This is a genomic window from Ruegeria sp. AB11, from assembly GCF_056536325.1.
The window spans coordinates 3,647,061-3,656,682 of record NZ_JBQFJO010000001.1; the positions used below are offsets into that span (position 1 = coordinate 3,647,061).

Annotated in this window: 13 protein-coding genes; 6 read left to right on the plus strand and 7 right to left on the minus strand. The window is 58.8% G+C overall.

Annotation, left to right across the window (positions count from 1 at the left end):
* Positions 1–14 precede the first annotated feature (14 nt).
* The 3 genes from ACR3EJ_RS18210 to folK form a co-directional block, all read right to left on the minus strand.
* A complete protein-coding gene (locus ACR3EJ_RS18210; protein ID WP_170543049.1) occupies positions 15–2,147 on the minus strand; it encodes a RelA/SpoT family protein in 2,133 nt (710 codons plus the stop codon).
* Positions 2,148–2,173: 26 nt separating this feature from the next.
* Positions 2,174–2,527: a DNA-directed RNA polymerase subunit omega gene (rpoZ, locus tag ACR3EJ_RS18215; protein ID WP_010437681.1), complete on the minus strand. Its 354-nt coding sequence runs from the start codon at positions 2,525–2,527 to the stop codon at positions 2,174–2,176.
* A 94-nt stretch (positions 2,528–2,621) separates the two neighbouring features.
* Positions 2,622–3,203, minus strand: a complete 582-nt coding sequence (gene folK, locus ACR3EJ_RS18220) for a 2-amino-4-hydroxy-6-hydroxymethyldihydropteridine diphosphokinase (RefSeq protein ID WP_170543320.1) — start codon at positions 3,201–3,203, stop codon at positions 2,622–2,624.
* A gap of 125 nt (positions 3,204–3,328) precedes the next feature.
* Here folK and ACR3EJ_RS18225 point away from each other — a divergent pair, with 125 nt between their 5' ends.
* From ACR3EJ_RS18225 to ACR3EJ_RS18250, 6 genes are all read left to right on the plus strand, one after another.
* Positions 3,329–3,904 carry a LabA-like NYN domain-containing protein gene (locus ACR3EJ_RS18225; protein WP_170543047.1) on the plus strand — a complete coding sequence of 192 codons (576 nt, stop codon included), beginning with the start codon at positions 3,329–3,331 and terminating at the stop codon, positions 3,902–3,904.
* A 200-nt stretch (positions 3,905–4,104) separates the two neighbouring features.
* Complete coding sequence (gene ispH, locus ACR3EJ_RS18230; protein WP_170475826.1) at positions 4,105–5,055, plus strand: 4-hydroxy-3-methylbut-2-enyl diphosphate reductase; 951 nt, start codon at positions 4,105–4,107, stop codon at positions 5,053–5,055.
* Positions 5,052–5,642: a class I SAM-dependent methyltransferase gene (locus ACR3EJ_RS18235; RefSeq protein ID WP_170543045.1), complete on the plus strand. Its 591-nt coding sequence runs from the start codon at positions 5,052–5,054 to the stop codon at positions 5,640–5,642. The genes ispH and ACR3EJ_RS18235 overlap by 4 nt, the downstream gene beginning before the upstream one ends.
* Positions 5,635–6,102 (plus strand): ribonuclease HI, encoded by a 468-nt coding sequence (gene rnhA / locus ACR3EJ_RS18240; protein WP_170475822.1) that lies wholly within the window; start codon positions 5,635–5,637, stop codon positions 6,100–6,102. Before ACR3EJ_RS18235 ends, rnhA begins: the two co-directional genes overlap by 8 nt.
* The gene (locus tag ACR3EJ_RS18245; RefSeq protein WP_170475820.1) at positions 6,099–6,722 is read left to right on the plus strand and encodes a trimeric intracellular cation channel family protein; all 624 of its coding nucleotides are present in this window, start codon (positions 6,099–6,101) and stop codon (positions 6,720–6,722) included. Before rnhA ends, ACR3EJ_RS18245 begins: the two co-directional genes overlap by 4 nt.
* 24 nt (positions 6,723–6,746) lie before the next feature.
* Positions 6,747–7,346: a Clp protease/crotonase-like domain-containing protein gene (locus ACR3EJ_RS18250; protein ID WP_170475818.1), complete on the plus strand. Its 600-nt coding sequence runs from the start codon at positions 6,747–6,749 to the stop codon at positions 7,344–7,346.
* Here ACR3EJ_RS18250 and speB read toward each other — a convergent pair.
* From speB to fmt, 4 genes are all read right to left on the minus strand, one after another.
* Positions 7,343–8,164 (minus strand): agmatinase, encoded by an 822-nt coding sequence (speB, locus tag ACR3EJ_RS18255; protein ID WP_170543043.1) that lies wholly within the window; start codon positions 8,162–8,164, stop codon positions 7,343–7,345. The genes ACR3EJ_RS18250 and speB overlap by 4 nt on opposite strands.
* A 62-nt stretch (positions 8,165–8,226) precedes the next feature.
* Entirely contained in the window at positions 8,227–8,463 is a 237-nt protein-coding gene (locus ACR3EJ_RS18260; RefSeq protein WP_170475816.1) for a GlsB/YeaQ/YmgE family stress response membrane protein, read from the minus strand.
* Position 8,464: 1 nt separating this feature from the next.
* Positions 8,465–8,701: a hypothetical protein gene (locus ACR3EJ_RS18265; RefSeq protein ID WP_010437665.1), complete on the minus strand. Its 237-nt coding sequence runs from the start codon at positions 8,699–8,701 to the stop codon at positions 8,465–8,467.
* A 6-nt stretch (positions 8,702–8,707) separates the two neighbouring features.
* Positions 8,708–9,622: a methionyl-tRNA formyltransferase gene (gene fmt, locus ACR3EJ_RS18270; protein ID WP_170543041.1), complete on the minus strand. Its 915-nt coding sequence runs from the start codon at positions 9,620–9,622 to the stop codon at positions 8,708–8,710.

Here is a 9,622-nt window from a genome sequence, read left to right on the forward strand (position 1 = left end):
GTGATCACCCCTTCTCAGCCAGCCGCGACGGCGATTTTCTTGCTTTCCCGATACCGTTCGACCGCGGCAACATCGCTTTCCGCCTCAAGCATCAGCATCAGCGAGTGCAATTGTTCAAGATCGCGCAGTTCGACGTTGATCATCAGGCGGTAAAAATCAGGTTTGCGGTCGACGAATTCGAGGTTCGAAATATTGGCCTTTTTCTCTCCGATCAATGTGCAAATACGCCCCAGTACCCCGGCATCGTTACCGATAGTCAGATCAAGCGTCGCTCCATAGACAGCCGGGTGCGTGCCCGCATGCCAGTGCAGATCGACCCAGCGCTCGGGTTCATTTTCGAATTCGGTCAGTCGGTCGCAGTCGATGGCATGTACCTCAACGCCCCTGCCGCGATATGTGATGCCAACGATGCGTTCACCCGGCAATGGCTGGCAACAAGGCGCACGGTCGAATTTCTGGCCGGGTTCAAGCCCGATCACAGCGCGGCGGGGCGAGATGGCGTCGCCATCGTCCTTGGTGAGCTCGGGATATACAGCCTCGACTACCTCATGGGCGGTCAGTTCGGCGCTGCCCAGACGGGCCAACAATTCGTGTCGGTCTTTCAATCGCAGGTGTTTTGCAGCGGTATCCAATGCCTTGTCGGTGGCCTTGCGGCCGACGTTTTCAAACCCTGCGCGAGCCAGTTCTTTACCCAGCTTGATGAAGCGTTCCCGATCAACCTCACGCAAGGCGCGGCGGATCGAGGTGCGGGCTTTGCCGGTGACTGCGATCTCAAGCCATGTGACCTGTGGGCTCTGGCCATCGGCGGTGATGATATCCACCGATTGTCCGTTCTTGAGCCGGGTCCAGAGCGGCACACGAATTCCATCCACCTTGGCCCCAACACAGGCATGGCCGATACGGGTGTGGATCGCATAAGCAAAATCGATCGGTGTTGCCCCGCGCGGCAGTTTCACCACGTCGCCCTTAGGGGTGAAACAGAACACCTGATCCGAATACATTTCGAGCTTGACCGCTTCGAGGAAATCTTCGTGATCATCCTCGCTGTCGAACTGTTCGGTCAGGTTTGCAATCCACTTTGCCGGATCCACGGCAAAGGGGTTCTCGGACCGGACACCATCGCGATAGGACCAGTGTGCCGCCACGCCAGTTTCGGCCACGTCGTGCATCTGACGGGTGCGGATCTGAACCTCGACCCGTTTACCGTCGCGCCCGGACACAGTCGTGTGGATCGAGCGATAACCGTTCGATTTCGGCTGGCTGATATAGTCCTTGAACCGTCCCGGCACCGCGCGCCAACGCTGGTGGATCGCGCCGAGGGTGCGATAGCAGTCTTCCTCAGACCCGGTAATGATACGGAACCCATAGATGTCGGACAGGCGCGAGAAGCCTTGGTCTTTCTCCTGCATCTTGCGCCAGATCGAATAGGGTTTCTTGGCACGGCCAAAGACTTCGGCCTCGATCCCGGCTTTTTCCAGCTCGTGCCGCATGTCGCCGGTGATGCGGTGGATCACGTCGCCGGTTTCACGCTGCAAGGTGATGAAGCGGCGGATGATCGACTGGCGGCCTTCGGGATTCAGGACACGAAAGGCGAGATCTTCCAGTTCCTCGCGCATCCATTGCATCCCCATGCGACCCGCAAGCGGTGCGTAGATATCCATCGTCTCGCGCGCTTTTTGCACCTGCTTTTCGGGGCGCATCGCCTTGATGGTGCGCATATTGTGCAGACGGTCGGCGAGCTTGACCAGTATGACCCTCAGGTCCTTGGACATGGCCATGAACAGTTTGCGGAAATTCTCGGCTTGTTTGGTTTCGCGGCTTGAGAGCTGCAGGTTGGTCAGCTTGGTGACGCCATCGACCAGCTTGGCGACCTCATCGCCGAACAGTTCGGAAACCTTGCCATAGCTGGCCTTGGTGTCTTCGATCGTGTCGTGCAGCAGGGCCGTTATGATGGTCGCATCATCCAGACGCTGTTCGGTCAGGATGGCGGCAACGGCAACGGGATGAGAGAAATAGGGTTCGCCCGAGTGGCGGAACTGCCCTTCATGCATCTGAAGGCCAAATTCATAGGCCCTTTCGATGCGCTCGGCATTTGTCTTGGGGTTGTAATTGCGGACCAGCGCAATCAGGTCTTCTGCTGAAATCATCCGGTCCGCACCTTTGTCGTTGGGGCTTACCCCTGGCCCTGAGCCTCCATCAACGCGCGCAGGAGCTTTTCTTCGGACATGTCGTCATCCGCAGGCTTGTCGGATTCCGCACCCATCAGCAGAGCCATCTGATCTTCTTCGGGCTCATCAACTTCGATCTGGGTTTGGTTGGCCTCAATCAGACGCTCGCGCAGCTCATCAGCGCTTTGAGTTTCATCGGCAATTTCGCGCAGCGAGACAACGGGGTTCTTGTCGTTGTCGCGATCAACGGTGATCGGGCCACCGGCGGAAATCTCGCGCGCCCGGTGGGCTGCAAGCATCACCAGTTCGAACCGGTTCGGGACCTTGTCTACACAATCTTCGACCGTAACGCGGGCCATGGGGCGCTCTCCGTAAATGAATCCGTGGCAGGAAGGGGTTTATCTAAGCGCGAATCCCCGCCTTGACAAGCAGGAAATGCCGCAAATGCGAGGATCACAGAGACTTAACCTCTGCCACGTCCTCGCGTGGCAGTGCGGCAACCATCTGTGTGACTGTCCTGTCCAGTACTGGATGGCGCCAATCGGGGGCAACATCTGCCATCGGCACCAACACAAATGCGCGGTCCTGCAGACGTGGATGCGGCAGGATCAAGTGTTCCGGAGCGGATATGGCCTGTTCTTCATGCGGAAGGGTCAGCCAGCGGTGATATTCCACATCATCCGGTAGCACCAAATCGTCCCAACAGACCAGATCAAGGTCCAGCGTGCGCATCCCCCAACGCTGTTCGCGGGCGCGCTCGAAATCATGTTCGATACGGTGCAGCAGCGCCAGAACCTCGTGCGGGCTCTGATCCGTTTCAATCGAAACCGCCGCATTAACGTAGTCTGGCCCGGCCCCCGCAGGAAAGCAGGGTGTGGCAAAAAACCGACTTTTTGCGCGAATCACCAAGCCAGCCTCAGCCATTGCGACCAATGATTGCTCAAGCGTCACCTTGGGCCCATTACCTCTCAGACTGAGATTTGCACCAAGGGCAATGACCGCTTTTGACAAAGATTTGTCCACTTCTAACCCCATATTCGGAACAGAGAATGCTTGCGATGTAGGCAAAAAGGCCTATTTTAGAGGCACCATTGCACTGACCAATTCATTTTCACTCACGGAGCTCACGGTGCGGTGGCTTATACCGGAAGGACCATTTTATGTTTTACAAGGACGAACGGCTAGCGCTGTTCATCGACGGCTCGAATCTTTATGCAGCCGCCAAAGCACTGGGGTTTGACATCGACTACAAGTTGCTGCGCCAAGAATTCATGCGCAGAGGCAAACTGCTTAGAGCTTTCTACTACACAGCGCTACTGGAAAATGACGAGTATTCGCCGATTAGACCTTTGGTGGACTGGCTGCATTACAACGGCTTCACCATGGTCACCAAACCGGCCAAAGAATACACCGACAGCATGGGGCGTCGGAAAGTCAAAGGAAACATGGACATCGAGTTGACCGTTGATGCCATGGAATTGGCACCACGTGTAGATCATATCGTGCTGTTCTCGGGCGATGGGGATTTCCGCCCGCTGATTGCCAGCCTGCAGCGTCAGGGCGTGCGCGTTTCGGTTGTCTCGACCATTCGCAGCCAGCCACCGATGATTTCGGACGAGCTGCGCCGTCAGGCCGACAACTTTATCGAGCTGGAGGACCTGCGCGACGTGATCGGAAGACCTCCGCGCGAGATGCCGCTCGAACCGCGCAGCGTCGTCGCTGCGGGCGGTCAGTAACACCAAGCCCGATTACCCACTCACCATGTGGGGCGATGACATGTACGGCCAGGGCTAAAAGCCCTGGCCGCGCTACTTTTAAAGGGATAGGTGCTAAAAACACCCCTTTGCTAACAGCGATTCATGACAGGTAAATGACGTGCTGCTGTCTGGACCATGGCAATGAAAAGACCTAGTTGTCTCAGGCAAGGAGACCGCCCATGACCAAGCCACCACTGATATTGTATCTTGCCGCCCCACGCGGGTTTTGCGCCGGAGTGGATCGGGCAATCAAGATCGTTGAAATGGCTCTGCAGAAATGGGGCGCGCCGGTCTATGTGCGTCACGAGATCGTGCATAACAAATTCGTTGTAGATGGGCTGCGCGCCAAGGGTGCGGTGTTCGTCGAAGAACTGGACGAATGTCCAAACGACCGCCCGGTGATATTTTCCGCCCACGGTGTACCAAAATCCGTACCTGCCACTGCCGCCCAGCGCGAGATGATCTATGTCGACGCCACCTGTCCGCTAGTGTCTAAGGTGCATGTCGAGGCGCAGCGCCACGCTGATGCCGGGCTTCAGATGATCATGATCGGTCACAAAGGCCACCCCGAAACCATCGGCACCATGGGACAACTGCCTGAAGGCGAGGTGCTGCTGGTTGAAACGGTTGAGGACGTGTCGCAGGTTGCTGTGCGGGATCCCGATAAACTGGCTTTTGTCACCCAAACCACTCTGTCGGTGGATGACACAAAGGATATCATTGCAGCGTTAGAAGCCCGGTTCCCCGCCATCGTTGGGCCGCATAAAGAAGATATCTGCTATGCAACCACCAACCGGCAGGAAGCGGTAAAAGCGGTTGCGCCGAAATCCGATGCGCTGCTGGTGGTCGGAGCGCCGAATTCGTCAAACTCGCGCCGTCTGGTCGAGGTCGCCTCACGTGCGGGCTGCAACTATGCACAGCTTGTCCAACGCGCGACTGAGATCGATTGGCGGGCGCTGGAGGGTATCGCGAGCGTTGCGGTTACTGCAGGGGCCTCGGCCCCCGAAGTATTGGTGAACGAGGTTATCGAAGCCTTCCGCGACCATTATGACGTGACGGTCGAGCTAGTCGAAACCGCGACAGAAAACGTAGAGTTCAAAGTGCCGCGTGTTCTGCGGGTGCCTGCATGACTCAGGACAAACGCACGATTGACGCCTACACTGCGCGGGTCGCCGATTATCTGAAAATCCCCCTGCCCCCCGAACAGCTTGAGGCCCGACAGGCCTTTGCGGATGCGGTCGAGGCGGGCGGATATGTATTGGATCTGGGCTCGGGGCCCGGATCGGACAGCGCGTTTTTGATGCGCCAAGGGCTAAAGGTGCGGGCGCTGGATGCCACGCCGGCCTTTGTCGAACACGCACGCGACAATGGCGTCGATGCCTATCTGGGCACTTTCGATGACATCACCGAAGCCAAGGAATATGACGGTGTTTATGCCAGCTTTTCGCTACTGCACGCGCCCCGATCCGATTTCCCGCGTCATCTAAGCGCGATCCACAAGGCACTGAAATCCGGCGGTCAGTTGTTTCTGGGCATGAAGCTTGGAACGGGTGAGCATCGCGACGATATTAACCGCTATTATACCTATTATACTCAGCCCGAGATAGAAGAGGCTCTGACCACGGCCGGGTTCACCATCGACCGCACCGTGCAGGGGATCGGCAAAGGTCTCGCCGGGTCCTATGACGGGTTCATTCTGGTGTTTGCCCATGCCTGATTTGTTTGCCTATACCGATGGCGCCTGTTCCGGCAATCCCGGCCCCGGTGGCTGGGGCGTGCTGCTACGCGCGATGGATGGTGATACCGTTCTGAAAGAGCGCGAATTGAATGGCGGAGAGGCCGAGACCACCAATAACCGGATGGAACTGTTGGCTGCGATCAGCGCGCTGGAAACGCTAGAGCGAGCATCTGTGATCACAATCGTCACCGACAGCGCCTATGTAAAAAACGGCGTCACCGGCTGGATTTTCGGTTGGAAGCGAAACGGCTGGAAGACCTCGAACAAGAAGCCAGTCAAGAATGTCGATCTGTGGCAGCGGCTGGATGAGGCGCAAGAGCGGCATCAGGTGACTTGGGAATGGGTCAAGGGCCACGCAGGCCACCCCGAGAATGAGCGCGCGGATGAACTGGCGCGCGCGGGCATGGCACCGTTTAAGCCCAAAAAGGCGCAGGCGTGAGCGGGCTTGCCCTGCTGGATTATGCCTCGGTTCTGGTCTTTGCGCTGACCGGGGCCTTGGTCGCCAGCCGGGCGCAGCTGGATCTGGTGGGGTTTGCCTTCATCGCCTGCCTGACAGCGGTGGGCGGCGGCACGGTGCGCGACCTGCTGCTGGATCGACATCCCGTGTTTTGGGTCGGGCAACCCGACTATATCCTGATTGCCTGCGGCGCCGCAGTGCTGGTGTTCTTCACTGCACATCTGGTTGAAAGCCGGTATAATTGGCTGATTTGGCTGGACAGTTTTGCCCTGTCCATCGCGGTGGCTGCAGGAACGGGTGCGGCCCTGTCGCTGGGACAGGCCGGCGTCATTGTGGTGCTGATGGGTGTGACCACCGGTTGCCTCGGCGGGCTGATGCGCGATGTGGTCTGCAATGAAGTGCCGCTGGTGCTGAAACAGGGTCAGCTTTATGTTTCCTGCGCCTTTGCCGGTGCCCTGACAGCGGTATTGGCGGCTCAGCTTGGGTTAACCGGCCTGCCGGCATTGGGGCTATGCGCCTTGGTCTGCTGGTCGCTGCGGGCCGGATCGCTGCTGTTCGGTTGGCAGTTGCCGGTTTACAAGGCCCGACCGCCTCGGCAATAGGATACAAACAGACACGAGAACGCTATGACCCCCCGACTTTCATTTCTTGCGGCAACGCTGCTGCTGGCGGCTTGTGCAGATCACTACACCCCGGTCACATTCAGGACCGAAGGGGATCAGATCGTGGCGTCTGGCACGATCGACCACACAACGCTCAGCGCATTTGAAGAGGTGATGGACGAAAACCCCGGGATCAAGACACTGGTGCTGCAAAATATCGAAGGCTCGGTCGATGATGACTCAAATGTGGTCTTCAGCCGCGTGGTGCGCGAGGAAGGGTTCAATACGGTCGTTCCATCAAACGGTTTGGTCGCCTCTGGCGGAACTGACCTGTTTCTGGCCGGTAACCGGCGGGTGCTGGAACCCGGCGCCTGTGTGGGGGTTCACAGTTGGGGTGGTGGAGGTTACGTGGCCGCGGAACTGCCCGAAGGTCATCCTGAACATGACCGGTATCTTGATTATTTCGCAGATATCGGCGTCGACCCGGACTTCTACTGGTTCACGCTGGATGCCGCATCCGAGGATGAAATGCACTGGATGACCGCATCCGAGGCGAACCGGTACGACATGACAACGAGCGCGGCCCCAAGACTTGGGACCGCCGCAATCTGCGATGAGCGCTAGCGCGTCAGCAGCCGTGCGCCGATCTCTTTGACGAATTTCGCCGCCACCATGGCGGTCATTCCATAGGGGTCGCGATGCGGGTTTAACTCGACAATATCCGCGCCGACCAGTTGACCCTTGAACCGATGGATCAGGTCGATCACCTCACGCGTGCTAAGACCGCCGGGTTCGTGATGCGAAACGCCCGGAGCAAAGGCCGGGTCCAGCGCATCTAGGTCCAGTGACAGGTAAACCGGTCCGTCAAAGCTGATCTCAAGCTCGGGGTGCCAGTTGCGCATGTCGATCACCTCGACCCCGAACTTATCGGCCTGTTGCTGCTGATGCGCGTTCATTGTGCGGATGCCAACCTGCACCAAACGGTTGATCTTGCCGGTCTCCATCACCCGGGCAAACGGGCAGCCATGGCCCAGCGGACCAATCTGCTGACTGTCATAGAGGTCAGGGTGGTTGTCGATATGCAGGATATTCAACCCCTCATACCGATCCGCATGCGCCTTGATCAGCGGGTACGCAACCGAATGATCGCCGCCCAGTGACAACAACCGCGCGCCGCTTTCGATCCGGGTAGCCGCGCCTGCTTCGATCCTGTCGATGGGTTCCTGCCCCCTCATCTCGAACACATCCAGATCGCCGGTATCTTTGAAGCGCGCGGTTGCGCCCAGATCGGTGCCATCTTCGGCGGTCAGATTGGCCGCGCCGGAATGCAGCGCCTCGCGGATGCGGCCCGGCGCAAAGGCGGGGCCTTGCAGGAACGAGGAATGCAGGTCCAGCGGCACCCCCATCAGTGCAACGTCACCTTTGGTCAGATCATGCGACATGAGAGGTCTTTCAACAAATAATTGCCCGGACATTGGTCGCAGATTGCGGTCGGGTCAAGCGGTCAGCGGCGGATATATGTCTGCCAGATCCAGATCACCAAAAGCGCCCCCAGAACGGCCCCGATAAACCCTGAGAGCCATCCCATCACGGTGATGAGAGTGCGCAGGATCAGCCCGCCCACCAAAGCGCCGACAATGCCGATCAGCATGGTGGTTGGAATATCCGCCTCGATCCGCATCAGGCGGGTGGCAAGGAACCCTGCAGCAGCTCCGACGATGATCAGGGCGATGATCGGCATCTCATTTCCTCCAATGCGTGGGCACGATGATCAGCGCACCGATCGAGGACAGTACCGCGTCCAACCCCGGCGGGCCAAAGCTGATGCCGAACATGATGCGGACGAAATAAAACAGGAATGCCCCGCCCACGCAGATGATGATCGATTGCAGATAGCCGTTATGTGTAAAGCCGGTCTGTTCAGACAGATAGCCAACAATCCCGGCAATCACGACCGTGCCCATCATGATCATGAACATTTAGGCTTACTCCGATGACAGGCGGGTGCCGGCCGGGATGGGCCAGCCCCGCAGAAAGGTTTCCCTATCCTGCGCGCCCTTGCCTGCCCTTTGCAAGCGCAGCAGCTCAACCGCGCCTTCACCACAGGCCACGCGCAGGTGGTCGTCCAACACCTCACCCGGAGTGCCCTGCCCTTCGGCCAGCCGGGAGGCGAGGAGTTTGATCCGGTCGCCCCCGACCTCGGTCCATGCGCCGGGGAATGGAGAGAGACCGCGGATTTTTCTGTCGACTTCGGATGCGGGGGCCGACCAATCGATCCGCGCCTCGGCTTTGTCGATCTTGGCGGCGTAGGTCACGCCCTCTTCGGGCTGCGGGTCAGGTGTAAGGCTTGGCAGCTTGTTCAGTGCCTCAACGATCAGCGCCGCGCCCATGTCCGACAGAAGATCATGCAGCTGGGCCGTGGTTTCCTCGATCCCGATATCGGTGGCTTCGCGCAGCAGAACGGGCCCTGTGTCCAGCCCGGCCTCCATCTGCATGATGCAGATACCGGTCTGCGCGTCACCCGCCATGATCGCGCGATGGATCGGGGCGGCCCCGCGCCAGCGCGGCAGCAGGCTGGCGTGGATGTTCAAGCAGCCGTGGGTGGGTGCATCAAGGATCGGCTGTGGCAGGATCAGGCCATAAGCCACGACTACCGCCACATCAGCGTTCAACGCTGCAAATCTATCCTGTTCTTCGGGCGTTTTCAGCGAGGTCGGATGGCGCACCTCCAGTCCCAGCGCCTCGGCCCTTGCATGGACCGGAGTCGGGCGGTCTTTCTTACCGCGACCAGCGGGGCGTGGCGGTTGGCAATAGACGGCGGCGATTTCGTGTCCTGCCTTGACGAGTGCGTTTAGGACGGGGACCGAGAAATCGGGGGTTCCCATGAAGATTATGCGCAT

Excerpts from the sequence above, each read along its gene's own strand:
- ACR3EJ_RS18210 (WP_170543049.1), bottom strand. The coding sequence starts at position 2,147 with ATGATTTCAGCAGAAGACCTGATTGCGCTGGTCCGCAATTACAACCCC.
- rpoZ (WP_010437681.1), bottom strand. The coding sequence starts at position 2,527 with ATGGCCCGCGTTACGGTCGAAGATTGTGTAGACAAGGTCCCGAACCGG.
- folK (WP_170543320.1), bottom strand. The coding sequence starts at position 3,203 with ATGGGGTTAGAAGTGGACAAATCTTTGTCAAAAGCGGTCATTGCCCTT.
- ACR3EJ_RS18225 (WP_170543047.1), top strand. The coding sequence starts at position 3,329 with ATGTTTTACAAGGACGAACGGCTAGCGCTGTTCATCGACGGCTCGAAT.
- ispH (WP_170475826.1), top strand. The coding sequence starts at position 4,105 with ATGACCAAGCCACCACTGATATTGTATCTTGCCGCCCCACGCGGGTTT.
- ACR3EJ_RS18235 (WP_170543045.1), top strand. The coding sequence starts at position 5,052 with ATGACTCAGGACAAACGCACGATTGACGCCTACACTGCGCGGGTCGCC.
- rnhA (WP_170475822.1), top strand. The coding sequence starts at position 5,635 with ATGCCTGATTTGTTTGCCTATACCGATGGCGCCTGTTCCGGCAATCCC.
- ACR3EJ_RS18250 (WP_170475818.1), top strand. The coding sequence starts at position 6,747 with ATGACCCCCCGACTTTCATTTCTTGCGGCAACGCTGCTGCTGGCGGCT.
- speB (WP_170543043.1), bottom strand. The coding sequence starts at position 8,164 with ATGTCGCATGATCTGACCAAAGGTGACGTTGCACTGATGGGGGTGCCG.
- ACR3EJ_RS18260 (WP_170475816.1), bottom strand. The coding sequence starts at position 8,463 with ATGCCGATCATCGCCCTGATCATCGTCGGAGCTGCTGCAGGGTTCCTT.
- ACR3EJ_RS18265 (WP_010437665.1), bottom strand. The coding sequence starts at position 8,701 with ATGTTCATGATCATGATGGGCACGGTCGTGATTGCCGGGATTGTTGGC.
- fmt (WP_170543041.1), bottom strand. The coding sequence starts at position 9,622 with ATGCGCATAATCTTCATGGGAACCCCCGATTTCTCGGTCCCCGTCCTA.